The following is a 25,254-nucleotide window of genomic DNA, read 5'->3' as shown; positions in this document are numbered from 1 at the left end:
AAGCCACCGCGGGGGCCGCGCACGTCGCGCCGTTCGAGCCGGGACGGCTCTGTTCCTGTTCCGCCGTCCGGATCCACATCCACCGACATTTTCCCGTCAGCGCAGACCATCGTGCCCGGCGGCATTGTGACGATCGCGTTCCAGCCCAGCGCCTTCGTGCCGGGCGAGAGTGTTGTACTTTCGCTGATCGGTGAGAACGCCTCAGCGGCAACGCTCGCATTGGTCGTCAAGACCGCGGTGCAGACAGCCACACTCGGCAGGACGTCGGCCTCCACCAACGGGGCCGCCCCCGCTTTCGATGTGCGCCTGCCTGCGAACGCGTCCGGCAACTACATCTTCACCGCCTTCGCGCCTAGCGTTCCGGGCGGCATCTCAACCACCATCGCGGTCGCCGCGGCAGGCGGCGGTTAGGGTATCGCCGAGACCGGTACCGACAGCGCACTCACGATCGGCCTGTGGGTCGGCGGCGGTGCGCTGCTGCTCGCCGGTGGCGCCCTCGTGGTTGCCACCACGGTACGACGTCAGCGCCAGAACGCCAGCTGATTCTTTTGCTATAAGGGCCCGATGTGCATCTGCGCATCGGGCCCTTTTGCTCAGTAATCTCACCGCAAGTGGCGGGCCCGCAGTCGAAATGCGCGCACAGATAGACCCCGGGCGGTCGGATCGGGATGATGGTCTCCGGTACAGTCTCGGATGACGGCGCGAGAGGCCGATCCGCCGTGATCTGCCGTTGTGACGCGGCGACGGTCGCCTGAACGGTTATGACTTCACCTGGACGTCAAAGGAGAATATATGCGTCTGTCGGTCATCGGCTGCGGATACCTCGGAGCCGTACACGCGGCGGCCATGGCATCCATCGGTCACGAAGTCATCGGGATCGACGTCGACGCTGCCAAGGTCGAATCGCTCTCGCGTGGTGAGGCACCCTTCTTCGAGCCCGGGCTAACCGACATCCTCTCCGCCGGGATTGAGTCGGGCAATCTGCGGTTCACGACCGATATCTCCGAGGCGCGTGGAGCTGTCGTTCACTTTGTGGGCGTGGGAACGCCGCAGCGCAAGGACGGCTACGCCGCAGACCTGACCTACGTCGACGCGGCGTTCGAGGCGCTGGTTCCTTTCTTGTCACCCGGCGACGTCGTCGCGGGCAAGTCGACCGTGCCTGTCGGAACGGCGGCTCGTCTTGCTCCCGTCGTCTCAGCGACGGGAGCCACGCTGGTGTGGAACCCCGAGTTCTTGCGCGAAGGTTGGGCCGTGCAAGACACGGTCGACCCAGACCGTCTCGTTGTCGGGGTGCCGGCCGACGAGTCGGGGGCGCGCGCGGCCGATGTGCTGCGAGAGGTCTACCACCCGGCGGTAGCCAAGGGCACGCCGTTCCTGGTCACCGACTACGCCACCGCGGAGCTCGTGAAGGTCGCGGCGAACGCGTTCTTGGCGACAAAGATCTCCTTCATCAACGCTATGGCGGAGATCGCCGAGGTCACGGGCGCGGACGTTACGCAGCTCGCCGATGCGATCGGGCACGACGTGCGCATCGGTCGCCGGTTCTTGGGCGCCGGAATCGGGTTCGGCGGAGGATGCCTGCCCAAAGACATCCGTGCCTTCTCGGCACGCGCCGAAGAGCTCGGACGCGGTGAGTCCGTTGCCTTCTTGCGTGAAATCGACGCCATCAACATGCGGCGCCGCGATCGGGCCGTCGACCTGGTCGTTACGGCGCTTGGGGGTTCCGTATTCAAGAAGAACGTCACCGTGCTGGGCGCGGCCTTCAAGCCACACAGCGACGACGTGCGCGACTCCCCCGCCCTCGACGTCGCGATTCGACTGCGCGGACTTGGCGCGTGGGTGACCATCACCGACCCCGAAGCAATCCCCAACGCCGAGCGGCTGCATCCGCAACTCAACTATGTCGCCGACCGCGATGAAGCCTTGCGCGGCGCCGACGTCGTCGTCGTCGTGACCGAGTGGGACGAGTACAGGCGCGAGCTGTCGCCGTCGCACGCCGGCACACTGGTCACCGACAAGGTGATCATCGACGGACGCAACTGCCTCGACGCCGCAGCCTGGCGGGCCGAGGGGTGGACCTATTACGGGATGGGCCGGCCCTGACGCTTTTCAGCTAGCTTCGCAGCGAGGTACACGATAAGGACCCCGAGCGCGGCGCCCGATGTGTTGGCCACAACATCCTGCACTGTCGACGTTCGATCAGCTGCGAGCATCTGAAGGAGTTCGGCTGTGATTGATGTTGCGACTGCTGCGGCGATGACGAGCCACCAACGCCCTTTCGGGAACAGGATGCTGAGAAGCGCGCCGAACGGAATGAATAGCGCAATGTTCGCCGCGAACTCAATTCGCGGGTAGGTGAGCCATGAAATAGCGCGCGTGACGGTCCGGATGAGGTCGCTGGCTGGCTCGTCGACGTGCGTCGGCCAGAGTGCGATCGCAGCGAGAGTGACGCCGTAGACGAACAACGCGGCCCAGGCAGCGCGCGTGAGCCAGGCGGGCCTGTGGGCGCGTTGCGGGGCGGGCTGAGGTGACATCGGGGGCGGCGGCTCTGGGGGCTGGCTTCTTGGGCGGGAACGGAGGGGGCAGGGGCGCTGTTCGGCTAACCGGGCACCGGTGACAGTGCGGGGGCGGGGGGGCTGTACCCCGCGCGGGTTGTATGGGCCTCCGGGTGCGCATCGAGTTGGATCGGATTGGGTCGGATCGGTTCGGGAGCGCCGGTGCAGCCCAGATGTTCGTTGGAGACTACCGGATCGGGCCTGGGCAGTGCCCATGGGGCGATGCTGACGGATGGGGCGTCGGGTTCGGCGCTAGTCCTGGGGCTGTGCTGGCCGTGGTGCGCCCCGGAGGCTGCCGCGGGATCGCGAGCGATCCCTTGCCGTCGAGGGGGGCGGGTTGCGTTCGAGCGTGGCGGCACGTTTTCGTTGATCCGCGAGCGGGCGGGGGCGGTGGGGCGGCGGTCTAGGCGAGACATCCATGGTTCCAACATTCGTTTTTTTGTTCGATATAGTTATCCACAGACCCGTGAAGTCGTGGCTTCGATGTCGGCGCTCCCTGGTACTTTTAGTACATGTGTTCGAATCTGCGTGAAGCGAAGGTAGACGGCATCGACGTCGTTGCTGCCGACGTGGCGGATGAGTACTGGACGGCGCTCGCCGAGCTGGCTTCCGCGGAGGCGAAGGTGCTTCGCGTCTTGGCCCGAGCGGGAGACGTCGCATTCGAGCGGATGGAGGCTCTGCCGCGGACGAGTGCGCGCGAAGCAGAACTACCGCTACGGGCGATCGCAGCCGAGCTCGCCACGCGTGCGAACCAGTCCGATCGGACTGTGCAACGCAGAATCGACGAGGCACACACCATCTCGACCAAGTTCGCGGCGACGCTCGAGGCCCTGGCCGAAGGCCGTGTTGCCGTGGCACACGTCCGTGTGATCGTCGATCACGGGTCGAAGATCGAAGATTCTTCCGTGCGCGAGACCTTCGAGGCCGAGGCGATCGCACGGGCTGAGTCGACCACCGCTGGTCGACTGAATGCGTCCTTGGCCCGTCTGGTTGAAGAGGTACAGCCCCGCACGTTTGGCGATCGGCACAAAGTTGCCCGCGAGGGACGCGGTGTGTGGGTGCGCGATGACGCCGACGGGATGGCCGAACTGGTTCTGCGGGGACCCGCGGTTCCGGTACACGGCATGCACGACATGCTCACGCAGATGGCCCGCAAGGTCACCAACGAGGCTTCCGCTGCGGCTGCAGACGGCGCCGAGCCCGACCCGCGAACGATCAGCCAGGTTCGAGCTGACCTGTTGGCCGAGATCGTGCTGACCCATCACATCGACCCGGCTACGGGCGAGGGTCTCTCTGACGGGTACGGCGGGCTCGCGTCGATCCGTGCGGTCGTCAACGTGACGGTCCCCGCGCTGGCGTTGGCTGGCGTCACCGCTGACCCCGCCGAACTCGTCGGCCGCGCTCCTGTTGACATCGATACGGCCCGAATCTTGGCTCTCTCGGCACCCGGATGGGAGCGCGTACTCGCCGACCCGATTACCGGAGGGGTGTTGGCGGTCGATCGGTACACGAGATCCGCCGATCTGACCCGATATTTGCGGGTTCGAGATCCTCATTGCCGATTCCCCGGGTGTCGAATGCCCGCGCATCGGTGCGATGTCGATCATGGGCGGGACTATGCCCTCGGCGGCGAAACGTCGCACTGCAATCTCGCGTGTTTCTGTCGACGGCATCACGTGTTGAAGGGCGAGACTCCGTGGATGGTCAGGCACCTGCCCGGCGGGGTGCTCGAGTGGACCTCACCCGGCGGCAAGGTCTACATCGACATTCCACCACCGGTCTTGGTGGGATTCGTGCCTGATCTGGAGCCGCCACCGTTCTGAGTGGCGTGTCCCCTTCCGTGTCCGGAGTCCCAGCGACATGACAGGCGGTTCGGACCTGTCCCCCCGGATACGGTCCGAACCGCCTGTCACGCCGCCGGAATCACCCGACTGACGCGTGGCCTTCGCTACTGCGGCTTCTCGTTCCACGTGGAGCCTGGTGCCGTAAACGACTCGCTGGAGCTGATGCTCACACCGAAGTCGAACGGGTCACCCACCCGCACGGCGAAAGAGAGAAGCATGCGCGGCACGACGACTCCCTGAACAGACGAGAAGCCCTGCGGTGCGCAAGGCATCGGCTCGCAACATTAGAGGGCGCTCATACTCGCACCCTGGGGTTCCGGCAGATATCACCCCTCAGCGACTCGAGATCACCCTCGAGGCGAGGGTGAGGGCGCAGTTGGGCTATTCAGACCTGGCGGGCGAGGGCGGCGGCCTCGGCGCGACTGTGGACGCCAAGCTTGCGATAGAGACTGCGGGTGAGGGTCTTGACCGTGTTGAGGCTGATGAAGAGATTCTCCGCGATGTCGGCGAACGGCAGACCATCGGCGATGAGAACCAGAAGCTCGCGCTCGCGGCGGGTGAGAGCGTCGAGGTTTGCGTGGCGTTCTGTGTCGGAACGTGGGGTGCTCGTGCCGGCGGTGCTGCTGCTGTCGCGCTGCGGCTCGGTCAGAGACGCGGGGACGGGGAGGCCCGACAGATCTGCGAGCACCCTGAGGTCTGAGCTCTTGATGGTTCGGTAGGTGCGGAACAGGCGCTCATGGGCGATGAGCGCATGGGCTCGACAGAAGGCGGGGCCAGCGGCATCCGCTCCCCCGATCGCGAGCTCGCAGGCGGCGAGGATGAGTTGAGCTGCGGCTTCGTCGCGCACGGGCGGGGATGCGGCGAGCGCGGTGCGAGCATGCGCTCTCGCTGCAGCATGCGACCCCGCGCGGTAGAGGTCCTGGGCCGGACGAACCATATCGGCCGCTCGGGGTTCTTCCGGGTTCGGGGTCGTCGGGGTCAACGGCTCATCAAGTTGTCCCTCGAGGGCCGACGCGACGCGCACGAGATAGCGCCGATTGGCGCCCTGATCGAACACAGCGCGCACGCGACGCTCGGTCTCGCCCGCCATCTCGTGCCGGACGATCAGGGGTGCGAGGGGCCCCCGAGCGATCATCGCGCGCACCCAAAGCTGTGCGGCCCAGTACTCCCCGATCGTGCCCTCATCGATGCGGGCAAGCGCGTCGACCGCGGCGGCGTCGTTGAGTTCATCGGCTGCGATGAGCGCCTCGGTCAGATGCAGGACGGCGTCGTAACGGGGGCTGTCGCGCTCTGTCGCGTGCGCGTGAGCGAGCCACGTCCGTGCGTCCGACAATCGGCCGCGCTCGGCGAGCAGCCAGGCCAGCGAACCGGCGGCGCGACGGGCGATCTCGGGCTGTGCGGTGATCGAGCCGAGGTGATGGCTCTGTTCGTATTCGGCGATCGCGCCATCCGCGTCGGCGACTTCACGGCACCGCCCCCACTGGAACATGAGGTGCGGCAACGCCTCGCGCGCGCGACCCGGGGCGGACTCATCGGTGCGCTCCAGCATCCGTCGCGCCTCGACGGATCGCAGGCGCGCCGTGTCGAGCGCACCCTCCGTGCGCGCCCCGGCCGCGCGCCCCGTCAACGCGATCAGAGAATCCAGCAACTCTCGCGGCTCGCGGGTGCCGCCGAACATGTCGCGGGCGCCGTCGTGGAAGCGACCCACGTCCTGACCAGCCGCGACCTGCTGCAAATAGTCGGCGGCGATCAACATGCTCGGACGCTCGACAAACAGCTCACCGGGTAAGCCCTTGAGCGCCTCGAGCATCGCCTGCGGATCTCGGGTGGCGTAGAGATCCCAATGCCATTGGAAGACATCGGCGGCGGCCATCCAGCCTCCATCGCGCGCGGCATCCTCGACCGCGGAACGCACGTGCTCGGGCGCGACGAACACCCGCTCGTGCGCTGACTCGGGCGCACGCTCGACCTGCTGTTCGTCACTCACGGCAATCCCCATCATCAGACGGTTCCGATGCGTTCGACCACGATAGAGGGCGCCCGACGTGGTCACCCTCTCCCATGAGACCCCGAGGACGGCGTTTTATGACGCGAGTGGAGCCAGGAGAATCAGGCGCTTGCCGCGGGCGCGAAGGGCTCGTCGGGTGCCGGAGCGCCCGGTGCGGCGTTTCGGTCCGCGCTCTGTGGCGCCTGGGCGGGCGTGTCCGCCGTCGCAGCTACCGCCTTGGCCGTCACGAGGATCGGCTTGTGGTCAGAGAGGCCTTGAGGCAGGGTCGTGACGTTGTCGATCTCGAAACCGACCGACGTGGCGAAATCGTAGTGACCGCGGAAGAAGCGGTAGCGCGTATAGGTGCGGGCGTCACTGAGGTTCAACTCGTAGCCCTGATCGCGGATCCGCTGGCCGAGATTCTCTTTGAACACCGGGTAGTTGTAATCGCCGACCATGAGGGTGGGCAGACCCGGACCGAGTGCACTGAGCTCGTCGAGAGCCGTGCGGATCTGGTGTCGACGCAGCGAGTTGAGGGCGGTGAGGGGCGCCGCGTGAAAAGACGCGACGATCATCTCGTGGCCCGCGTCGATATCGTGCAGGCGAACGCCCAGCAGGCGCTCCTCCGCGGGCTTCAGCACGCGGTCGTGGAGGGACTTCTTCAGGCTCATCGCGCGCACCTCGGCGGCGCGGAAAGTGTTCTTGCGGAAGTACACCGCGAGCCCGAGACGGTTGCCGCTGGTGGCATCGGCCAGCATGAGGCCGTGGATGGTCTCGGGAATGTCGGTGGAATCGCACTCCTGCAGACACAGCACGTCGGGGTCGTAGCGCTCGGCGAGCGCCGCGAGCTCGGTGGCCGCGCGGTGCTTGCGTAAGTTGTAAGAGATGACCTTCATACCGCCACCAGAATAAGCGCGAGACGTTACCGGCGGGTGACGCGTTGCCCCCCACTTTGCGGTTCTTCGAGAACTCTCAGGGGGCAGTTCGCCGCTTGGCTATTGACATTAGCTTTAGCGCGATGCATCATAGCTGTTATGACCTCCTCACCCGTTTCCTCGTCCGGCGCCACCACTCGCTACCTGTCGCGCCCGGAGGGGCGCGTCGCCTACGACGTGCAGGGCTCCGGCCCGCTGGTCGTCCTCGTACCCGGCATGGGCGATCTGCGCTCGTCCTACCGGCACCTCACTCCCCCGCTCGTGGCGGCCGGCTACACGGTCGCGACCACCGATCTGCGCGGCCACGGCGACAGCGACACGTCGTTCACGTCGTACGGCGACGTCGCGACCGCGGGAGATGTCTCGGCGCTGATCGCCGAGCTCGGCGGCAGCGCCGTCATCGTCGGCAACTCGCTCGCCGCAGGTTCGGCGGTCATCGTGGCCGCGAAGCACCCCGAGCAGGTCACGGGACTCGTGCTCGTCGGAGCTTTCGTGCGCAATCCCCCAGCGAACTTTGTGGCGCGGGCGATGTTCCGCGCGATGATGGCACCGCTTTGGATCGCCCCCGTCTGGAAGGGATACATGCCCACGCTCTACGGCGGCCAAAAGCCCGCGGACTTCGAGGAGTACCGTTCGACGGTCATCGCGAGCCTGAAACGCCCGGCGTACGGCAAGGCCTTCTCCCTCACCACCCGGCAGACCGACCACGATCCCGCCGAGGCGGCACTGGTTGGCGTCACGGCGCCCGTGCTCGTGATCATGGGCGACCGCGACGCCGACTTCAAGGACCCCGCCGCCGAGGCACGGTGGATCGGCGAGTCCCTGAACGCCGAGGTCGTGATGGTCGCCGACGCGGGCCACTACCCGCAGTCCCAACAGCCAGACATCACCTCGGGCGCGGTGCTCGGCTTTCTCGAGCGGGTGGCGCCGCGTGCCTAGGGCTGGGCTCACCCGCGACCGGGTCGTCGAAGAGGCCGCGTCCCTTGCCGACGAGGTAGGTCTCAGCCGCCTGACGCTCGCCGCCCTGGCCGACCGGCTCGGCGTGCGGCAGCCATCGCTCTACAAGCACATGGATTCGATGGCCGGGCTGCTGCGGAGCATCTCGCTCCAGTCCAAGAAAGAGCTGGGCGATGTCCTGGCTCGGGCCGCCGTCGGGCGCTCCGGCGCCGACGCGATCCACGCCATGTCGCACGCGTATCGCGACTGGGCACTGAAGCATCCGGCGCGATACGAAGCATCCAACATGATGCCTACGGCGGACGACGCCGAAAGTGCAGCCGCGTCGCTCGCGAGCATCCAGATCATCGCCGACGTGCTCGCCGCCTACGAACTCGAGGGCGACGACGCGGTGGACGCGATCCGGGCCTTCCGGTCGACACTGCACGGCTTCGTCTCGCTCGAAGCGCAGGGTGGTTTCGCGCTGCCGACGTCGATCGATCGCAGCTTTGATCGCCTGGTGCACGGGTTCGCCGTGGCGCTCTCGCGCTGGACGGAGACATCAGACTCGCTGTAGCGAGGGGACATCCGACTCGCTGTAGCTTCCGTGAGTCAGTCGTCGTCGCGGCGAGCGCGAGTCGCCTCGGCGCGCGACGCGAGCTGATCGTCAGCGGGATAGCCGACTTCCATCAGGGTGAGCCCGCGGGCCGCGAGCACCGGGAAGGCGCTGGTGCGCTCCTGCGCGTCTCGCAGGGTCGCGACGTCCTCGATGCTCAGCCTGCCGCGGCCGACCGCGACACACGCGCCGACCAGGGCGCGCACCATGCTGTGGCAGAACGCATCCGCTCTCACATTCGCGATCAGCACGCCGTTCTCGTCGCGCCGCCAGTCGAACTCGAGGAGCGTGCGGATGGTCGTCGCGCCCTCGCGGGGACGGCAGTAGGCGGCGAAGTCGTGCAGTCCGATGAGCGAGCGGGCAGCGGCATCCATCGCCTCTACATCGAGGAAGGCATTCACGGTCGTCGTGCGGGCGCGCTCGAGCGGGTCGTAGCCCGTCGTCGAATCGGCAACGCGGTACGCGTAGCGACGCCACACGGCCGAGAATCGGGCATCGAACCCCTCGGGCGCCTCGCGGATGTTCCGCACCGTGACGTCCGGGTATTTGCCGAGCACGCCCCGCACGCGCTGCGCCAGCAGATCGAGCGGTGGGCCGTACGACGGACGCGAGCGGCCGAGGGCATCGAGGAGCTGTGTGTCGAGATCGAGGTGTGCGACCTGACCGGCGGCGTGCACACCGGCATCCGTCCGTCCCGCGACGACGAGGCGAGGGAGGGGGCCGGTCGGGCCGGGGGTGTGTCCGGGCGTGTGTCCGGGCGTGTGTCCGGGTGTGTGTCCCGAGCCGAGCACCAGGGCCAGGGCATCCTCGAGCGTCCCCTGCACCGTGCGGAGGTTCGTCTGCCGGGCCCAGCCGTGAAAATGCGTTCCGTCGTAGGCGATGTCGAGGCGGGTCCGCACCCGATCAGCCTATTGCCGGGCCGCGCGATGAGAGAGCGATGGGAGAGCGGCGGATCGACCGGGCGATCCTTCTCGCAGTGTCGGTGCCCCGGACGTAAACTTGGCAGGCGTCGGCGCCCCCATCTCTACCACCCCGTCTTCACGACCGGGGAGCGCACGTCACACTCCCCGGACCCCGTGTGATGCGCCGACCACCCCGCACCCATGACTCGCGACATCTCCCCCACCCCGGGCCACGCCCCGGCCCCCGCTCACGTGCCCGCCCCCGTCTCCGGTGGCGCACGTTATGCGGGCCTCGATGGACTGCGCGCGATCGCGGTGGCACTCGTGGTGGCCTATCACCTGTTCCCCGCGTGGTGGCTGCCGCAGGGGTTCATCGGCGTCGACGTCTTCTTCGTCATCAGCGGGTTCCTGATCACCTCGCTGCTGCTGAACGAGGCCGCGGCGTCCGAGGCCGCAGGTCGGGGCCGACGCATCTCGCTCGTCGGGTTCTGGCGACGCCGCGCCCGCCGCCTGCTGCCGGCGCTCGTGACCCTCATCGTGGTGTGCGGACTCTGGGTCTGGACGATCGGCGGCGACGTCCTGGTCGGATTCGGGCGACAGGTGCTCGGCGCCCTGACCTTCAGCTTCAACTGGATCTCGATCTCGGCGGGCAGCGGGTACTTCGACGCGGGCACCCCCGAGCTGTTCCGCAACCTCTGGTCCCTCGCCGTCGAAGAGCAGTTCTACGTGCTCTGGCCCCTGCTCTTCCCGCTTCTGTTGCTCATCCCCTCGCGCATCGTCCGCGCGGGCGTCGCCGTCGTCGCGGCGGCGGGGTCGGCCCTCTGGATGGCCGTGCTCGTGTCGGGCGCGGCCGGCGACGGCGCGGTTGCGGGCACGGGGGCCGGCGTGACGCGGGCGTACTTCGGCACCGACTCGCACGGCTTCGGCATCCTGCTCGGCGTCGCCCTCGCGTTCGCCCTGGGGCAAGCGCTTCGCGCACCGACGGCCTGGATGCTGCGGGCCGGCGTTCGTCGCGGTGTCACGGCTTTCGGCGCACTGGCCGTCGTGGGGATCGTCGCGGTCGCCACCGTCCCGCCCGCGCCCGATACGGCAACGTTCCCGGGCGCGCTGCTCGTCGCGTGTCTGCTCACGGTGGTCGCGATCACCGCCGGAGCATGGCCGGGCTCGGTGCTGGGACGCGCGCTCGATCTTGCGCCGCTCCGCTTCGTCGGGCAGCGCTCGTACGGCATCTACCTGTGGCACTGGCCCGTGCTCGTTCTCCTCATGGCGGGGCTGTCGATCGCCCCCGGTACCGAGGTGCCGCTCGCGGTGGGACTCTGGGCGCTCGCCATCACTCTTCTCGCCGCCCCCCTCTCGTATCGGTTCATCGAGACGCCCGTCCGCCGGGGCGGCTTCCGCGCCTCGTTCGCCGCTCTCCGCGCTCGCCTGTCCGGGGCACCGGCCGGTCGTTTCGCCGCTCTCGCGGGCGTCACGGCGTTCGTGATCGCCGCCGGGGCCACGACCAGCGCGATCGCGATCGCACCCGAGGTCACGTCCGGGGCGACCGCGGTCGAAGCGGGGCAACAGGCACTCGACGCGGCAGACGCCCCCTCAGCATCGCCGTCACCGACCGGCCCCCGGGTCGAGCCGCCGCTCGCCGTGCAGACGGGCGATGAGCCCGTGCCCGGTCCGCGACCGACCCCGGTGACCGGCGACCAGGTCAGCGCCATCGGCGACTCCGTCATGCTCGCGTCGGCACCCGGGCTCATGGAGCGCCTGCCGGGAATCCAGATCGACGCATCCGTCTCGCGCTCGCTGAACGCGGGTGTCGGCATCGCCGAAGCGCAGGCCGCAGCGGGTCAGCTCCGGCCGTACGTCGTCATCGCGCTCGGCACGAACGGTCCGATCAGCGCCGAAGCGCTCGCCCGGCTCGAACAGGCGATCGGACCCGACCGGCACCTCGTACTCGTGAACGCCTTCGCCCCGCGCGACTGGATCGCCGGGGTCAACGCCGAGCTCGCGACCTTCGATGCCGCCGAGGCCAACGTCGTCGTCGCCGACTGGGCGGGTGCCGCCGCGGCACACCAGGACCTGCTCGCGGGCGACCGCATCCACCCCGGCCCCACGGGCGGGAGGCTGTTCGCCGAGACCGTGGCGACGGCGGTGCAGGGCGTGGAGAACGCCCGGGCGCAGGCGGCGTTCGACAGGTCGATCCGAGTCTCGGCCCTCGCATCGCGCCTGGTCGATGGCGACGATGATCGCGAGGACGGTGGCGATGCCGACAGCGGTGCCGACGCGGGTGCCGATACGGATGCGGGCCCCGGAGGCGACCGCGGTGTCTCGGCGGACCTGCCGGAACGATAGATTCGAGCGGTGAAGTCCTCTCGCCGAAGCCGCCAGATCGTCGTGACACTCGTCGTGGTTCTCGTGCTGCTCATCGCGGGCGGGGCAGCCTGGGCGCTGCTCCGAGGCGGTGACGTCGCGGCCGAGCAAGAAGAACACATCCGCGTCGCGGTCTTCAGCGACACAGAAGCCGCCCGGGTGGCCGCGAGCGCCCCCGAGGACTCCCCGGAGCAGGCCGCCGCGGCATACCTCGCCGCCCAGCCCACGGCGTTCTGGCTGGTGCCCGAGCGCGACCCGATCGGCGAGGTCGGACCCCGCGTCACGTCGCTCGCGCAGGAAGCGTCCGACCAGGGCGCCACCTCCACGATCGTCGTCTACGGCCTACCCGGACGCGACTGCGGCAACTTCTCGGCGGGCGGACTGTCCGAACCCGACTACGCGACCTGGACCGCCGAGATCGGGGCGGCGGTGCGAGCATCCGGCATCGATACGATCATCGTGCTCGAGCCGGACTCGATTGCGCTCGCCCAGGAATGCGGCAACCTCGCCGAGCGCGCGCCGCAGTTGCAGGGCGCGGTCACGAATCTGACGGCCGACAACGCCGACATCTATATCGACGGCGGTCATTCGACGTGGCACTCCCCCGAAGTCATGGCGGGCTTCATCCGCGAGATGGGCGTCATCGACCAGGTCCGCGGATTCGTCACAAACGTCTCGAACTACAACACGGACGCCGACGAGGTCGCCTACGCGCGCCAGCTGTCGGGATTGCTCGGCGGTGCTCAAGCCGTCATCGATTCCGGACGCAATGGCGTCGGGTCGACGGGCGAGTGGTGCAACCCGCCGGACCGGCGTGTGGGATCGGCTCCCGGAACCGTTCACGACGACGTCGTCGACACGAACCTCTGGATCAAGGTGCCGGGCGAGAGCGACGGCACGTGCAACGGAGGCCCCCCGGCTGGTGCCTGGTGGCCGCAGTCCGCCATCGTTCTGACCACCGACGTCGTCGTCGTGGAAAACGACGACGAATAGCGCCGACGAATCCCGTCGCAACACCCACGCGGGCCCCGCGGTCGCACGGAATCGAGCCCCGTGTATGCGAGAATTCGACAGGATCTACCGTCAGCAAAGGGAGCGACCGCATGGCCGATGCCGATGAGCTGCGCACCGCCGTCATCGTCGAGGACGACCCCGACGTCCGGCACCTGATTGCGAGCGTCTTCGAGTCGGCCGGATTCTCCGTCGTCTCCGTCGGTAACGGTCTGGACGGCGTCCGTGCCGCCCTGGCCTACAAGCCCCTCATCACGACGCTCGACGTGAGTATGCCGGGCATCGACGGATTCGAAGCTGCCCGTCGCATCCGGGCGGGCGGCAGTCCGACCTTCATCATGATGGTCAGCGCCATGGCCGAAGAATCCGACGTCATCCAGGGGCTCGGCGCCGGTGCCGACGATTACATCGTCAAGCCGTTCCGGCCACGCGAGTTTCGGGCACGCATCGATGCGTTCCTGCGGCGCCCGCCCCGTACCGAAGCGCCCGGCGCTCCCTCGCCCCGTCAGCAAGAAAGCGTCGGCCCATCCTTTCCGCGCGCCAACACCACGACGATCCCGGTTCAGGCGCCCGCCCCGCAGCCGTCGGTGCAACAGGCCGCTCCTGCCGACCCACCGATCTACCGCGGCCCGGGCGCTCGCGCATTCGATCAGGCTCCGCCCCCGCGGCAGCCGCGCCAGCCCGCCGCGCCGCAATGGGAGAGGTATGACGAGCCCGTGCAGGCGATGCGCGTCGTGCCGACCGAAGACTACGACGATCTGAACGAAGAGTACGACGAGGTCATCGAGGGTGAGATCGACGGACCCAGTTCCGAGGTCGAGCGCCGTGACCCGCACATCGGCTGGATGCACCACCGCGACCTGTTTCTCGACCCCGAGACACGCCGGGTCGAGATCGGCAGCCAGCCGATCGACCTCACCCAGACCGAGTTCGAACTGCTGTTGACGATCATGTCGTCACGCCGACGCATCCGCAGCAAGGCAGACCTGACCCTGGTGCTGCGTGGCGAGTCCTACGTCACGTCGTACTACGTCGGCGACGCCGACAAGCGCGCCGTGCAAGCTCACGTCGACAGCCTGCGCCGCAAGCTCGGCGAGATGGGCTCACCGGTCCCCCGCTATCTGGAAGCCGTGCGGGATGTCGGCTACCGGATGACTCCCGAGACCGAGAACTCGTAGCGAGCTTTCTCTGCTCAGACCTTGAAGCCGTGCTGACGGCGCAGGAGCCGCATGAACATGCTCAGGGTCTGGATCACGGTGATCACACCCAGCACCGGCCAACCGACCGCGAGGATGCCCGACTGCAGCTCGATCGGGATCAGGTGCCACGATGCCGTGACCGCGACCACGATGGCGACGGCCACGATCAGCGGGGTCCAGTGACCGATGCCCGCGCCGCGCTCGGCCTTGGCCTGCATGGCCCAGTTGTCGACCTTCTTGCGCGAGAGGAACCGCGACCACGAGCGGAGGAAGTGCGAGATGCGGATCCACATGTAGACCTCGGCGGGCACGATCAGCCCGGCGAAGAGCACATCGTGTCGATCCTTGTTCTTCATCGACAGGGCCATGCGCAGGTTGAGCGCAACGGACATTGCGATCGGGATCAACCAGATCGGCGAGAAGATGAACGCGTTGATCGAGAGCGACCCGGCGAGCAGCGTGATGAAGCCGACGCGCACGAACAGGTTGACCAGCATGCTGAACTGCTCGAGCCAGCGCACACGCAGGTTCGGGTGGAACGGCTGACCCTTCGTGTCACCGCGCTGTCCCGGCCACATGAGCTCGATCGCGCCGTAGTTCCACTTGACCTGCTGGGCGTCGAGGCCGCGGAGGGTGGTCATGCCACCCACGTCGGCGCGGGCGTACGGGCTGATCTTGGTGAGGAATCCGGCGCTCTTGATCTGCAGCGAGAGCAGGGAATCCTCGACCTCGCTGTCCTTCACCCAGGGCGTCGACTGGTGGTTCTCGCGCATGACATCACGCAGAGCCTTCGTCGAGAAGATCGAGAACTGCCCTCCCAACACCGCCATGTTGCGGCCGCGAAGCAGGTTGTGCAGGTTGAAGGCCGCGAACTGCGACCGCTGGCCGGTGATCAGGAAGCGAGAGAAACCCTTGAACGGGTTGTCATCGATCGAGTAGATCGCCGAGATACCGCCGATGCGGGTGTCGCTCGTGATCTCGGTCTCGAGGAATTCCACGGCGCGACGGTCGGCGACCGTGTCGCCGTCGACACCGAGCAGGAAGTCGTAGCCCTCGACGAGAGCGAAGCCGTAGTTGAGGGCGCCGACCTTCTTGTCGGGGTTCTTGCCGATGTCATGGACGAAGACCTCGGTGAACTGCTCGCCGAGCTCGGTCGTGATCTCGTGCGGGCCCGCGAACTCCGAGGCGATCGCGACGGTCTTGTCGTTGGAATTGTTCACGACGAGGTGAATCACATCCGGCACCCGCGACTGCTCGAGGAGTCCCCGCAGCACGTCGGCGATCGATTCCTCTTCGTTGTACGCCGGGATGATGCATCCGATGGTCGCCCGCTGCGTGCTCAGGTCCTGCAGCGACGCCGCGAAGTCCTGCGGAAACGCGCTCTCGGGCTCGACGATCTCGGGCTCGGGCTCGGGCCGGGCAGCGGAGGGCCGCGAATACGGCATGACCTTCTGGCCGACGGGCGGGGAAATCGACATGGGGACCTCGTGTTTCGGCGGGGAAGCCGGGGGAAGAAATACGGGGGGTGCTGTTCGATTATGAGCGCAACCACTCAGGGGAACCTCAGCGCGGGCTTGTCGGCACCGAAGGATCTACCTAAGACCAACGTGAGGGCACGATGAGAATGCTCTCATCGCGAATGATACTACGCGGAGGGCGTTCAGGGGACGGGTTCGACGTGCCTCAGTTTCTTTGAGCGCGTGGGGTGTGTTGGTGCCTCACATACTTTGAGCGCGAAGCTTGCCTGTGTGGAAGGCAAGATTGAGATGGCCGCGAGGCGACAGGTGACGAACAAACTCCGTGACGCGTACCGGAAAGCATCGAAGCACGACAAGGCCCGGATCCTTGACGAGGTGATGAGCACGACGGGGATGGGCCGATCAACGGCGCGGCGGATGCTGACGGGGCCGGTGCTGCCGGATCCGGCGAAGCAGGTCGATAGACGCCAGTTGCGGGCCAAGACGTATAGCGATGATTCGAGGCGGCTGCTGGAGCATGTGTGGGCGCTGATGGGCATGCCGTGCGGGAAGTACCTCGTGGTGATGCTGGAGCTGTGGATGCCGCTGCTGCACGCTGCCGGCGACCTCGACAAGCCATTCGTGACACCGCAGACGATCGTCGAGCTTCAGACAATGAGTCCGGCAACGATCGACCGGTATCTGAGCCCGGCACGTCGGGCGATGCAGTTGCGGGGGATCTCTACGACGATCCCGTCACCGCTGCTGCGCAACTCGATCGGGTTGTCGAAGGTCGGGGATGCCCCGGTCACGGCACCCGGGGTGATCGAGGCGGACACCGTCGCGCATTGCGGACCCACGTTCGTCGGCGAGTTCGCACGCACGTTGACGATGACCGACATCGCCACCGGGTGGACCGAGAACGCCTCGATCCGCAACAACGCGGCCAAGTGGATCGTCGGCGCTGTCGGCGATCTGCAGAACATGTTCCCATTCGAGCTGCGCGTGTTCGACTCGGACAACGGATCGGAGTTCATCAACCATGATGTCGCGGACTGGCTCCAAGCCCGTGACATCGCCCAGACCCGGTCCCGCCCTTACAAGAAAAACGACCAAGCGACCGTCGAGTCGAAGAACAACCACGTCGTCCGCAAACACGCGTTCCATTGGCGCTACGACACCCCGGACGAGCTCGCGCTGCTGAACGAGCTCTGGCGGCTCGTCTCACTACGGTTGAATTTCTTCACCCCGACGAAGAAGCCCACCGCATACGCCACCGCGGCCAGCGGGCGCCGCACACGCCTCTACGACGCACCGAAGACACCCTGGCAGCGAGTGCGCGATTCTGGGGTCCTCACCGCCGAGCAAGCCGACGTCGTTCAGGCCCGGATCACCGGGATCAACCCCGCCGATCTGACCCGCCGGATCAACCAGATCCAGCTCCAACTCATCGAGCTATCACAAGCCAAAACCGAAGCCATGACCACCAGCCGACACCTCGACATGACATCCTTAGAAACGTCGATCCGTCGACTCCAAACAACCAAATGAACCGCAAGCCTCGCGCTCACCATACGTGAGGCACCGCATCACCCTTCGCGCTCACTTCTAGATGAGGCACCTCGGGGTTGGCCCGCTATCGCAACGGTGAGGGTGTCTGACGCGCTTTGTTTGGCGTACTCGGTGGACGTGGGTGTCGTCTGCACGAGGAAGTCGTAGGTGAACTGCAGGGTGACGAGCGTCGCCTCGGCGGGCACGGGCCCGACGTTGAAGGTCTGTGAGTAGCTGTACGGATCGAGAACCAGGTACCCCGGCGCCACGGTCGACTGATCGGTCTGCGGCGAGAGCGGGTCGAAGGACTCATCGAGCGTTCCGGGAACGGCCACCATCGTCGCGCGCTGCAGGTACACCTTCTGCCCGTCGTTCGGTGTGACCGTCGTGATCAGGCTGATGCTCACCGGCTTGAGCGCACCGGACGTCCAATCGCCCATGTTGAGCGTCGACCAGTAGTTGATCGACACGCCCACAGCCCCCGCGGACAGCGCCCGCGCGGTCGAGCCGCTGGAGAGATCGTTGGGCACCGGCGCAGGAACAGTCGTACCCGACGGCGAGGGCGATCCGGAGGGCTGATCCCACGGCAGAACGACCGAGCATCCGGACAGGGCGAGAGCCGAGATCATCGTGATCGCGGCGAGTCCCCGGAGACGACGGCGTCGGGCATCGGGGCGCGCGGAAATCGAGCGATGTGACATCGCTGCCGCGGGGCGCGTGCGTACATTGATCACAGAGATCCCTCCAGCGCTAAGTGTGGCACTGGATGTCGGCGCGCATGAAATCCGCGCAACGACGCGCCGCGTGAAAAGGAACGACGCGCCGCGTGAAAAGGAACGACGCACCGCACGAAACAGAACGATGCTCCGCGGACAGCAAGAAGCCCGCACCCCCGAAGGGGTACGGGCGTCTTGGCGGTATATCGGACTACTTCGCTCCGGCGTCCTCGGCGGCTGCCTCAGCGGCACCCTCGGGAGCCTCGGCGTCGGTGTCCGAGACCTCGACGTCGGCGTCCTCGACGGCGACCGGAGTCTCGTCGGCGGCGGGCTCGTCAGCAACGGGCTCGACCGGAGCGGCCGCAGCGGCGGGGGCCGCGGCATCCGACTTCTTCGACGACTTGACCTTCGGCGTGACCGGCTCGAGGACGAGCTCGATGACGGCCATGGGGGCGTTGTCGCCCTTGCGGTTGCCGATCTTGACGATGCGCGTGTAGCCACCCTCGCGCTCCGCAACCAGCGGGGCGATCTCGGTGAACAGCACGTGCACGACCTCACGGTCGCCGATGATGCCGAGCACGCGACGACGCGCGTGCAGGTCACCGCGCTTGGCGAACGTGATCAGGCGCTCGGCGAGTGGACGCAGGCGCTTGGCCTTGGTCTCGGTCGTCTGAATCGAGCGGTGGGTGAAGAGGGCCGCGGCGAGGTTCGCAAGCAGCAGGCGCTCGTGGGCAGGACCGCCGCCGAGGCGGGGACCCTTCGTGGGCTTAGGCATCAGTCTTTACTCCAGGATGAATCGGTTCGGGGGCCGCGGCTTAGACGGTCTCGTCGTCGTAGCCGCCGTAGAAGTGCGCGCCGTCAAAACCGGGCACGGAATCCTTCAGCGACAGACCGAGCGAGATGAGCTTGTCGCGCACCTCGTCGACCGACTTCTGACCGAAGTTGCGAATGTTCATCAGCTGGGTCTCGGAGAGCCCAACGAGCTCGCTGACCGTGTTGATGCCCTCGCGCTTGAGGCAGTTGTACGAACGGACGGACAGATCGAGGTCTTCGATCGGCATCGACAGCTCGTTCGAGAGGACGGTCTCGACCGGCGCGGGGCCGATCTCGATGCCCTCGGCCTCGACATTCAGCTCACGGGCGAGGCCGAACAGCTCGGTCAGCGTGCGACCGGCCGAGGCGACCGCGTCACGCGGGGCGATCGAGGACTTGGTCTCGACGTCCAGCACGAGCTTGTCGAAGTCGGTGCGCTCACCGGCACGCGTCGCGTCGACGCGGTAGCTGACCTTGAGCACCGGTGAGTAGATCGAGTCGATCGGCACCTGGCCGGCCTCGGCGTACTCGTTACGGTTCTGCGTCGCCGAAACGTAGCCGCGGCCACGCTCGATCGTCAGCTCGAGCTCGAACTTGGCGGTGTCGTTGAGCGTCGCGATGACGAGCTCGGGGTTGTGGATCTCGACGCCCGCGGGAGCGGAGATGTCGGCGGCCGTGACCTGGCCGGCACCCGTCTTGCGCAGGTAAGCCGTGATGGGCTCGTCGCGCTCGCTCGAAACGACGAGCTGCTTGATGTTCAGGATGATCTCGGTGACATCTTCCTTGACACCGGGGATCGTGGTGAACTCGTGGAGGACACCATCGATGCGGATGCTCGTAACGGCTGCACCGGGGATCGACGAGAGCAGGCTGCGACGAAGCGCGTTACCGATCGTGTATCCGAACCCGGGCTCGAGCGGCTCGATGATGAAGCGGCTGCGGAACTCCGCGATCTTTTCCTCGGTCAGAGTGGGACGCTGTGCGATGAGCACTGTGTGTTCCTTTCGGCTAAGTGCCCGCTATATGACACTTGCATGGGTGAGGTTGTTGAGTTTTTCTCGGGCGGATGACGGGGCATCGTGCATAGCGCACGTCCAGGCATCCGCGAAGTCAGTGAGACCGCGCGACGACCGGTAGCCGGAGCGCACGAGGCGCCCCGGCTACGGGATCAGACGCGGCGGCGCTTGGGGGGACGGCAGCCGTTGTGTGCCTGCGGCGTGACGTCCTGGATCGAACCGACCTCGAGGCCCGCGGCCGTCAGCGAGCGGATCGCCGTCTCACGACCGGAACCCGGTCCCTTGACGAAGACGTCGACCTTCTTGACGCCGTGCTCCTGAGCCTGGCGAGCGGCCGACTCGGCGGCCATACCGGCCGCGTACGGGGTCGACTTACGCGAGCCCTTGAAGCCCACGCCGCCCGACGAGGCCCAGCTGATGACAGCGCCCGAGGGGTCGGTGATCGAAACGATCGTGTTGTTGAACGTCGACTTGATGTGGGCGTGACCCAGCGCGATGTTCTTCTTCTCTTTGCGCCGCGGCTTGCGTGCGGCGGTCTTGGCCTGTGCCATAACGTTGTTCTCCTAAACCTGGGAGCCGGTGCCTGAGCCCGCGAGGACTACTTACGGCCCGCCTTCTTCTTGCCGGCGACGGTGCGCTTGGGGCCCTTGCGCGTACGGGCGTTCGTCTTGGTGCGCTGTCCGTGGACGGGCAGGCCACGACGGTGGCGGATCCCCTGGTAGGACCCGATCTCGACCTTGCGGCGGATGTCGGAGGCAACCTCGCGGCGAAGGTCACCCTCCACCTTGTACGTGGCCTCGATGTGGTCACGCAGCTGAACGAGCTGATCGTCCGCGAGGTCCTTGACGCGGACGTCAGGGTCGATCTCGAGGGCGCTCAAGATCTCGACGGAACGGGTACGGCCGATGCCGTAGATGTAGGTCAGGGCGATGACCACGCGCTTATCGCGCGGGATGTCGACGCCAGCAAGACGTGCCATGCGGCTCTCCTAGGAGGTGTGTGGAGGTGTGGAGCAGAATCGGTGCCCGGGCCTCCTGCCCGGGGTGTCCCCCGATATTCGATCTCTCGAAGACCAGGTTCTGAAACTGCTGGGGTTACGACCTTTCGGTCGTTGAGCGAGCGAAGCGAGACGAAACGCCTGCTGTGCTCGGCTATTGAGTTGTACGTTCTGTGGGATTTCGGCTCGGGCCTTCGGCCCTCGCTCAATCTTGAGTTTTCGCGTGTCAGGCGCTTCGCGCCGCGACACGCGAAGACTCAACCCTGGCGCTGCTTGTGGCGCGGGTTGCTCTTGCAGATCACCATGACCACGCCGTGACGGCGGATGATCTTGCAGTGATCGCAGATGGGCTTGACGCTGGGGTTGACCTTCATGATGTTTCCTGTTCGCTGTCTTCGTACCTGTGCGTCGAGAACGCATAGGCCGTTACTTCTCGACCGGTCTAGCGGTAGCGGTAGACGATCCGACCGCGGGTGAGGTCGTAGGGGCTGAGCTCTACGACGACGCGGTCTTCCGGAATGATGCGGATGTAGTTCTGCCGCATCTTGCCCGAGATCGTGGCCAAGACCTTGTGTCCGTTGCTCAACTCAACGCGGAACATCGCGTTGGGAAGCGCCTCGGAGATCACGCCTTCGATCTCGATGACACCGTCTTTCTTGGCCATACACTCGCTAACGCTGGGCAGACCGGTCGGTCTGCGGTGGGTGGGATTTCGGTGTTTTGTCGGTGTCCCGGCGGAGTCGTGAGACACGCCGATAGACGGCGCAAAGCACCAAGGATCCATGTTATCCGAGACGGATGCCCGAGGCAAATGCTCGCGGCATCCCCGTTGGACGCGTCAGCTCAGGCGATCGATGATATCGACCTGCGGGTCACCCGTCAGGTCGATGCGCTCGCCGTTGACGGTGACCGTCGGCGTTCCGCGTCCGCCGTCCGCGGTCGTGGGCATCGCCTGCGTGCGCTCCCCCACGAAGCCGCCGTAGGTGCGGTCGGTGATGCAGGACGCGACGTCCCCGGCGCCCGCATCGGTCGCGATGGAGATGATCTCGTCGTCGCTCAGGCCGGAGGTGCCTTCGGACGGCTGGTTCTCGTACATCGCCGAGACGAACGGCGGGACGGACTCGGGCGACGTGGTCGCCACGCAGTAGAGCGCGTTCGCCGCCCGGGTCGAGAACTGCGTCCCCTGTGACTGGTTGTCGAGAATCGCGACGGGGTGGTACTCGAGCGTGATCGAACCGTCCGCGACGAGCTCGTTCAACGTATCGGCGTAGATCTCCTCGAACTGGTTGCAGATCGGGCACATGAAGTCGATGTAGGTGGCCACGACGTCCGGACCGTCCCCGACCGAGATCGCGCCGGTGTCGGTGTTGACGATCGCGGCCTCGGGTGCGGGGCCGGGATCCGGGTTCGACGCGGCGTTGTTGATGGCGACGATGGTCACACCCGCGGCGACGACCACGGCTACCACCGCGACGCTCACCCAGATCGCAAACCAGTTCGTGCGCTTACCCGCTGTGGCCATCATCGCGTGCTCCTACGTCTGCCTCAACCGATGGGCTGAGGTTCGATCCCGAACGGGGCCAGGCCCGCGGCCCCGCCGTCGGGTGCCGTGAGCACCCAGATACCCCCATCGTGCACCGCGACGCTATGTTCCCAGTGTGAGCCGGCTGAGCCGTCCACCGTCGAGACCGTCCAGCCGTCGTCCTCGACGAGCGTCGCGGGGTCGCCGGCGACGACCATCGGCTCGATCGCGAGCACCAGCCCGGGCCGAACCTCGGGACCGGGGTCGGTCACCCGGTAGTTGAACACCGACGGGGACTCGTGCATCTTGCGTCCGATGCCGTGTCCGACGTAGTCCGCCAGGATTCCGTACTCACCCTGCGCATCGACGTAGTCCTGGATGGCCGCGCCGACCTCGTTCAGGTGCCGTGCCGATGCGAACGCCGCGATACCGGCCCAGAGCGAGCCCTCCGTGACGCGCGAGAGTTCTTCACGCTCGGCGACCACCTCGGGACGCGACGGATCCGGCAGCACGACCGTGAAGGCCGAGTCGCCGTTCCAGCCCTGGTACTCGGCACCCGCGTCGACGGACAGGATGTCTCCCGCGCTCAGAACGCGCGCGCCCGGGATGCCGTGCACGACCTGCTCGTTGACCGAGGTGCAGATCGTGTGGCGGTAGCCCCGCACCATCTGGAAGTTGGACTTCGCCCCGGCGGCCGTAATGACACGGGATGCTGCGGCGTCCAGCTCGAGCGTCGTCACCCCGGGTGCCACCAGCTCACGCACCGCCGCGAGGGCGCGCGCTGTGATCAGACCGGGTTCGACCATGGCCCGCAACTGGGCGGGGGACTTATAGATCGAGCGCCGCAAAGCCATGCGTGTCCTCGCGGGGCGCGATCAGGCGCCGCGACGGACGAGCCCGCGGGCCTCGAGCGCTGCGAAGATGCGGTCGGTGATCTCGTCGAGCGTCCCGACGCCGTCGATCGCGTCGACGATGCCCCGCTCGCCGTAGACGTCCAGGATCGGTGCCGTCTCGTTCTCGTAGATGTCGAGACGGTGAGCGATCACGTCGTCGGTGTCGTCCGAGCGTCCCTCTTGCGCGGCGCGGAGTCCGAGACGCGCGATGCTCTCGGCTCGGGGCACGCGCAACTCGATCACGGCGTCGAGAGACTCGTCACGGCTCGCGAGGAAGTCGTCGAGGTGCCCGACCTGGCCGATGTTGCGCGGGTAACCATCGAGCAAGAAGCCTGTCGCCGCATCCGGCTGCGCCAGACGATCGCGCACGATCTCGCTCGTCAGTTCGTCGGGCACGAGACGACCCTGCTCGACGATCTGCTGCACCCGCTGCCCGAGTTCGGTGCCGTCCTTGATGTTGGCGCGGAAGACATCGCCGGTCGAGACGACGGGGATGCCGTAGGCCTCGGCGATACGCACGCCCTGCGTGCCCTTGCCCGACCCCTGGGGGCCGACGATCAAGAGTCGTGTGGTGGTCATCGCAGCAGCCCCTCGTAGTGACGCTGCTGCAGCTGCGCGTCGATCTGCTTCACCGTCTCGAGGCCGACGCCGACGACGATCAGGATGGATGCTCCGCCGAACGGGAAGTTCTGGTTCGCACCGACCGTAGCCAGCGCGATCAGCGGGAGCAGCGCGATCAGACCGAGGTAGATCGAGCCCGGCAGCGTGATGCGCGTGAGCACGTAGTCCAGGTACTCGGCCGTCGGACGACCCGCGCGGATGCCGGGGATGAAGCCGCCGTAGCGCTTCATGTTGTCGGCAACCTCGACCGGGTTGAACGTGATGGCCACGTAGAAGTAGGTGAATCCGATGATGAGCAGGAAGTACACCAGCATGTAGATCGGGCTATCGCCCGTCGTCAGGTACTGCGAGATCCAGACGACCCAGGCCGCGGGTTCTTGGCCCGCTGCCGGCTGGTTGAACTGCGCGAGCAGCGCCGGGATGTAGAGCAGCGACGAGGCGAAGATGACGGGCACAACGCCAGCCATGTTGACCTTGATCGGGATGTACGTGTTGGTTCCGCCGTACGTTCGACGGCCGACCATCCGCTTCGCGTACTGCACGGGTACACGCCGCTGCGATTGTTCGACGAACACCACCAGCGCCACGACGACGATGCCAACGGCCAGCACGAGAAGGAAGGTCTCGAAGCCTCGGGCCTGCCAGATCGACCACATGGCGGCGGGGAACGTCGCGGCGATCGAGGTGAAGATCAGGAGCGACATGCCATTGCCGACACCGCGCTCGGTGACGAGCTCGGCGAACCACATGATGAGGCCGGTACCGGCCGTCATCGTGATGATCATGAGCAGCTGCGCCCACCACGCGACGTTCGTCAGCACGTTGTCGCAGGCAGCGACGCCCGTGTTGCCGAAGAGCTGTCCGCTGCGCGCGACGGTAACGAGCGTCGTCGACTGCAGGAGCGCCAGCGCGATGGTCAGGTAGCGCGTGTACTGCGTCAGACGCGCCTGACCCGCCTGACCCTCTTTGTAGAGGGTCTCGAAGTGCGGGATGACGACGCGCAGCAGCTGCGTGATGATCGTCGCCGTGATGTAGGGCATGACGCCCAGCGCGAAGATCGACAGCTGCAGCAGGGCGCCGCCCGAGAACAGGTTGACAAGAGAGAGGAGTCCCTCCATGCCCTCGTTCTGTCCGATGCAGGACTGCACGTTCGCGAAGTCGACGAACGGCGTCGGCACGTGGGCACCGAGACGATAGAGCACGATGATGCCCAAGGTGAAGGCGATCTTCCGGCGCAGGTCGGGTGTCCGGAAGATGCGCGCGATAGCGCTGAACAAGAAGGATCCTCCTGAAGGGAAGGGAGATGCCCGCGGGCGGGCCAA

General features: G+C 66.8%; 26 protein-coding genes. 9 read left to right on the top strand and 17 right to left on the bottom strand.

Annotated elements, in window-relative coordinates; all coding sequences use genetic code 11:
* Window positions 1–111: 111 nt before the first annotated feature.
* Complete coding sequence (locus tag ACXZ1E_RS12405; RefSeq protein ID WP_458040786.1) at window positions 112–411, top strand: hypothetical protein; 300 nt, start codon at window positions 112–114, stop codon at window positions 409–411.
* Window positions 412–792: 381 nt separating this feature from the next.
* A complete protein-coding gene (locus ACXZ1E_RS12400; RefSeq protein ID WP_458040785.1) occupies window positions 793–2,103 on the top strand; it encodes a UDP-glucose dehydrogenase family protein in 1,311 nt (436 codons plus the stop codon).
* Here ACXZ1E_RS12400 and ACXZ1E_RS12395 read toward each other — a convergent pair.
* A complete protein-coding gene (locus ACXZ1E_RS12395) occupies window positions 2,082–2,534 on the bottom strand; it encodes a VanZ family protein (RefSeq protein ID WP_458040784.1) in 453 nt (150 codons plus the stop codon). The two genes, ACXZ1E_RS12400 and ACXZ1E_RS12395, sit on opposite strands and share 22 nt — an antisense overlap.
* A 533-nt stretch (window positions 2,535–3,067) precedes the next feature.
* On the opposite strand from ACXZ1E_RS12395, the gene ACXZ1E_RS12390 reads away from it, so the two are divergent.
* Window positions 3,068–4,378 carry a DUF222 domain-containing protein gene (locus tag ACXZ1E_RS12390; protein WP_458040783.1) on the top strand — a complete coding sequence of 437 codons (1,311 nt, stop codon included), beginning with the start codon at window positions 3,068–3,070 and terminating at the stop codon, window positions 4,376–4,378.
* 125 nt (window positions 4,379–4,503) lie between these two features.
* Here the strand turns inward: ACXZ1E_RS12390 and ACXZ1E_RS12385 are convergent, their stop codons facing one another.
* The 3 genes from ACXZ1E_RS12385 to ACXZ1E_RS12375 form a co-directional block, all read right to left on the bottom strand.
* Entirely contained in the window at window positions 4,504–4,671 is a 168-nt protein-coding gene (locus ACXZ1E_RS12385; RefSeq protein WP_458040782.1) for a hypothetical protein, read from the bottom strand.
* Between the two features lie 113 nt (window positions 4,672–4,784).
* The gene (locus tag ACXZ1E_RS12380; RefSeq protein WP_458040781.1) at window positions 4,785–6,386 is read right to left on the bottom strand and encodes a LuxR C-terminal-related transcriptional regulator; all 1,602 of its coding nucleotides are present in this window, start codon (window positions 6,384–6,386) and stop codon (window positions 4,785–4,787) included.
* A gap of 122 nt (window positions 6,387–6,508) precedes the next feature.
* Window positions 6,509–7,282: an endonuclease/exonuclease/phosphatase family protein gene (locus ACXZ1E_RS12375; protein ID WP_458040780.1), complete on the bottom strand. Its 774-nt coding sequence runs from the start codon at window positions 7,280–7,282 to the stop codon at window positions 6,509–6,511.
* A 138-nt stretch (window positions 7,283–7,420) separates the two neighbouring features.
* Here ACXZ1E_RS12375 and ACXZ1E_RS12370 point away from each other — a divergent pair, with 138 nt between their 5' ends.
* Both ACXZ1E_RS12370 and ACXZ1E_RS12365 read left to right on the top strand, forming a co-directional pair.
* Window positions 7,421–8,260 (top strand): alpha/beta fold hydrolase, encoded by an 840-nt coding sequence (locus tag ACXZ1E_RS12370; protein WP_458040779.1) that lies wholly within the window; start codon window positions 7,421–7,423, stop codon window positions 8,258–8,260.
* Complete coding sequence (locus ACXZ1E_RS12365; RefSeq protein WP_458040778.1) at window positions 8,253–8,834, top strand: TetR/AcrR family transcriptional regulator; 582 nt, start codon at window positions 8,253–8,255, stop codon at window positions 8,832–8,834. Before ACXZ1E_RS12370 ends, ACXZ1E_RS12365 begins: the two co-directional genes overlap by 8 nt.
* A 35-nt stretch (window positions 8,835–8,869) precedes the next feature.
* Here ACXZ1E_RS12365 and truA read toward each other — a convergent pair whose 3' ends face one another.
* Window positions 8,870–9,772 carry a tRNA pseudouridine(38-40) synthase TruA gene (truA, locus tag ACXZ1E_RS12360; RefSeq protein ID WP_458040777.1) on the bottom strand — a complete coding sequence of 301 codons (903 nt, stop codon included), beginning with the start codon at window positions 9,770–9,772 and terminating at the stop codon, window positions 8,870–8,872.
* Window positions 9,773–9,976: 204 nt separating this feature from the next.
* On the opposite strand from truA, the gene ACXZ1E_RS12355 reads away from it, so the two are divergent.
* The 3 genes from ACXZ1E_RS12355 to ACXZ1E_RS12345 all read left to right on the top strand — a co-directional run bounded on the left by ACXZ1E_RS12355 (window position 9,977) and on the right by ACXZ1E_RS12345 (window position 14,325).
* The gene (locus tag ACXZ1E_RS12355; RefSeq protein WP_458040776.1) at window positions 9,977–12,118 is read left to right on the top strand and encodes an acyltransferase family protein; all 2,142 of its coding nucleotides are present in this window, start codon (window positions 9,977–9,979) and stop codon (window positions 12,116–12,118) included.
* Window positions 12,119–12,127: 9 nt separating this feature from the next.
* The gene (locus ACXZ1E_RS12350; protein ID WP_458040775.1) at window positions 12,128–13,129 is read left to right on the top strand and encodes a glycoside hydrolase family 6 protein; all 1,002 of its coding nucleotides are present in this window, start codon (window positions 12,128–12,130) and stop codon (window positions 13,127–13,129) included.
* A gap of 110 nt (window positions 13,130–13,239) precedes the next feature.
* Complete coding sequence (locus ACXZ1E_RS12345) at window positions 13,240–14,325, top strand: response regulator (RefSeq protein WP_458040774.1); 1,086 nt, start codon at window positions 13,240–13,242, stop codon at window positions 14,323–14,325.
* A 14-nt stretch (window positions 14,326–14,339) separates the two neighbouring features.
* Here the strand turns inward: ACXZ1E_RS12345 and ACXZ1E_RS12340 are convergent, their stop codons facing one another.
* Window positions 14,340–15,824: a glycosyltransferase family 2 protein gene (locus tag ACXZ1E_RS12340; protein WP_458040773.1), complete on the bottom strand. Its 1,485-nt coding sequence runs from the start codon at window positions 15,822–15,824 to the stop codon at window positions 14,340–14,342.
* A gap of 306 nt (window positions 15,825–16,130) precedes the next feature.
* Here ACXZ1E_RS12340 and ACXZ1E_RS12335 point away from each other — a divergent pair, with 306 nt between their 5' ends.
* A complete protein-coding gene (locus tag ACXZ1E_RS12335) occupies window positions 16,131–17,354 on the top strand; it encodes an integrase catalytic domain-containing protein (protein WP_458040749.1) in 1,224 nt (407 codons plus the stop codon).
* A gap of 38 nt (window positions 17,355–17,392) precedes the next feature.
* On the opposite strand, the gene ACXZ1E_RS12330 is transcribed toward ACXZ1E_RS12335, so the two are convergent.
* The 11 genes from ACXZ1E_RS12330 to secY form a co-directional block, all read right to left on the bottom strand.
* On the bottom strand, window positions 17,393–18,088 hold the full coding sequence (locus ACXZ1E_RS12330) for a hypothetical protein (protein ID WP_458040772.1): 696 nt from the start codon (window positions 18,086–18,088) through the stop codon (window positions 17,393–17,395).
* Between the two features lie 193 nt (window positions 18,089–18,281).
* Window positions 18,282–18,845, bottom strand: a complete 564-nt coding sequence (gene rplQ, locus ACXZ1E_RS12325) for a 50S ribosomal protein L17 (RefSeq protein ID WP_458040771.1) — start codon at window positions 18,843–18,845, stop codon at window positions 18,282–18,284.
* A 40-nt stretch (window positions 18,846–18,885) separates the two neighbouring features.
* Window positions 18,886–19,875, bottom strand: coding sequence for a DNA-directed RNA polymerase subunit alpha (locus tag ACXZ1E_RS12320; RefSeq protein ID WP_458040770.1), 990 nt, complete (start codon window positions 19,873–19,875; stop codon window positions 18,886–18,888).
* 176 nt (window positions 19,876–20,051) lie between these two features.
* A complete protein-coding gene (gene rpsK / locus ACXZ1E_RS12315) occupies window positions 20,052–20,450 on the bottom strand; it encodes a 30S ribosomal protein S11 (RefSeq protein WP_458040769.1) in 399 nt (132 codons plus the stop codon).
* A gap of 47 nt (window positions 20,451–20,497) precedes the next feature.
* Window positions 20,498–20,878, bottom strand: coding sequence for a 30S ribosomal protein S13 (gene rpsM / locus ACXZ1E_RS12310; RefSeq protein WP_458040768.1), 381 nt, complete (start codon window positions 20,876–20,878; stop codon window positions 20,498–20,500).
* 275 nt (window positions 20,879–21,153) lie between these two features.
* Entirely contained in the window at window positions 21,154–21,270 is a 117-nt protein-coding gene (rpmJ, locus tag ACXZ1E_RS12305; protein WP_036299987.1) for a 50S ribosomal protein L36, read from the bottom strand.
* A gap of 68 nt (window positions 21,271–21,338) precedes the next feature.
* Window positions 21,339–21,560 carry a translation initiation factor IF-1 gene (gene infA, locus ACXZ1E_RS12300; RefSeq protein ID WP_017201569.1) on the bottom strand — a complete coding sequence of 74 codons (222 nt, stop codon included), beginning with the start codon at window positions 21,558–21,560 and terminating at the stop codon, window positions 21,339–21,341.
* Between the two features lie 174 nt (window positions 21,561–21,734).
* A complete protein-coding gene (locus ACXZ1E_RS12295) occupies window positions 21,735–22,421 on the bottom strand; it encodes a DsbA family protein (protein ID WP_458040767.1) in 687 nt (228 codons plus the stop codon).
* A 20-nt stretch (window positions 22,422–22,441) separates the two neighbouring features.
* Window positions 22,442–23,272: a type I methionyl aminopeptidase gene (gene map, locus ACXZ1E_RS12290; RefSeq protein WP_458040766.1), complete on the bottom strand. Its 831-nt coding sequence runs from the start codon at window positions 23,270–23,272 to the stop codon at window positions 22,442–22,444.
* Between the two features lie 21 nt (window positions 23,273–23,293).
* The gene (locus tag ACXZ1E_RS12285; RefSeq protein WP_458040765.1) at window positions 23,294–23,890 is read right to left on the bottom strand and encodes an adenylate kinase; all 597 of its coding nucleotides are present in this window, start codon (window positions 23,888–23,890) and stop codon (window positions 23,294–23,296) included.
* Entirely contained in the window at window positions 23,887–25,209 is a 1,323-nt protein-coding gene (secY, locus tag ACXZ1E_RS12280) for a preprotein translocase subunit SecY (protein ID WP_458040764.1), read from the bottom strand. Before secY ends, ACXZ1E_RS12285 begins: the two co-directional genes overlap by 4 nt.
* Window positions 25,210–25,254: the final 45 nt, after the last annotated feature.

It is taken from the genome of Pacificispira sp. HM-600, from assembly GCF_977993705.1.
Note: the sequence above shows the minus strand (reverse complement) of the source record. Positions and strands in the feature narration are given on the sequence as shown.